General features: G+C 66.2%; 1 protein-coding gene and 1 pseudogene. Both read left to right on the forward strand.

Annotated features, from left to right (window positions below):
* Positions 1-345: pseudogene (locus Q1W68_RS13635) on the forward strand (3-deoxy-8-phosphooctulonate synthase); the annotation flags it as partial.
* 69 nt (positions 346-414) lie between these two features.
* Positions 415-1,450: phosphopyruvate hydratase (eno, locus tag Q1W68_RS13640; RefSeq protein WP_300716940.1), on the forward strand; the 1,036-nt coding region annotated here is incomplete at its 3' end.

The raw sequence follows: 1,450 nt of genomic DNA on the forward strand, positions 1-1,450 counted from the left end.
AGCTTCGGCTACAACAACCTGGTCAGCGACATGCGCTCGCTGGCGATCATGCGCGAGACCGGCGCGCCGGTGGTCTTCGATGCGACGCACTCGGTGCAGTTGCCCGGCGGCCAGGGCACCAGCAGCGGCGGGCAGCGCGAGTTCGTGCCGGTGCTGGCGCGTGCGGCGATCGCCGTCGGCGTGGCGGGCGTGTTCATGGAAACCCACCCGGACCCGATGAACGCGATGAGCGACGGCCCCAACGCGGTGCCGCTGAAGCGCATGCGTGCGCTGCTCGAACAACTGGTGTCGCTGGACCGCGTGGTCAAGCAGCAGCCGCTGCTCGAGAACGATTTCAGCTGCTGAGCGCGGCGCCCGTCCCGGCTGCCCCTCACCACCCCGAATTTTTTGCATCAACCATCTTGAGGAAGAACCATGAGTGCGATCGTTGACATCGTCGGCAGAGAGATCCTGGACAGCCGGGGCAACCCGACCGTCGAATGCGATGTGCTGCTCGAATCGGGCGTGATGGGCCGCGCGGCGGTGCCGTCGGGCGCGTCGACCGGCTCGCGCGAAGCGAACGAGCTGCGCGACGGCGATCCGAAGCGCTACCTCGGCAAGGGCGTCATGCGCGCGGTCGAGCATGTCAACACCGAGATCAGCGAGGCCGTGCTCGGGCTCGACGCCAGCGAGCAGGCGTTCCTCGATCGCACCATGATCGACCTCGACGGCACCGACAACAAGAGCCGCCTGGGCGCCAACGCGATCCTGGCGGTCAGCATGGCGGTGGCCCGCGCCGCCGCCGAGGAAAGCGGCCTGCCGCTGTACCGCTACTTCGGCGGATCGGGTGGCATGCAGCTGCCGGTGCCGATGATGAACGTCATCAACGGCGGTGCGCACGCCAACAACAACCTCGACCTGCAGGAGCTGATGATCATCCCGGTCGGCGCACCGAGCTTCCGCGAAGCGGTGCGCTACGGCGCCGAGGTGTTCCACGCACTGAAGAAGATCATCCACGGCAAGAACATGAGCACCGCCGTCGGCGACGAGGGCGGCTTCGCGCCCAGCGTCGCCAACCACGAAGCGGCGATCCAGCTGATCCTGGAAGCGATCGACCAGGCCGGTTACACCGCTGGCGAACAGATCGCGATCGGCCTCGATTGCGCCGCGAGCGAGTTCTACAAGGACGGCAAGTACGTGCTGGGCAGCGAGAACCTGTCGCTGTCGGCCCCCGAGTGGACCGACATCCTGGCGACCTGGGTCGACAAGTACCCGATCATCAGCATCGAGGACGGCATGGCCGAGAACGACTGGGACGGCTGGAAGCACCTGACCGATCGCCTCGGCAGCAAGGTGCAGATCGTCGGCGACGACCTGTTCGTCACCAACACCGCGATCCTGAAGGAAGGCATCGAGAAGCGCATCGCCAACTCGATCCTGATCAAGATCAACCAGATCGGCACGCTGACCG

Source organism: Hydrogenophaga sp. (assembly GCF_030158645.1).
Lineage (GTDB): Bacteria > Pseudomonadota > Gammaproteobacteria > Burkholderiales > Burkholderiaceae_C > Hydrogenophaga.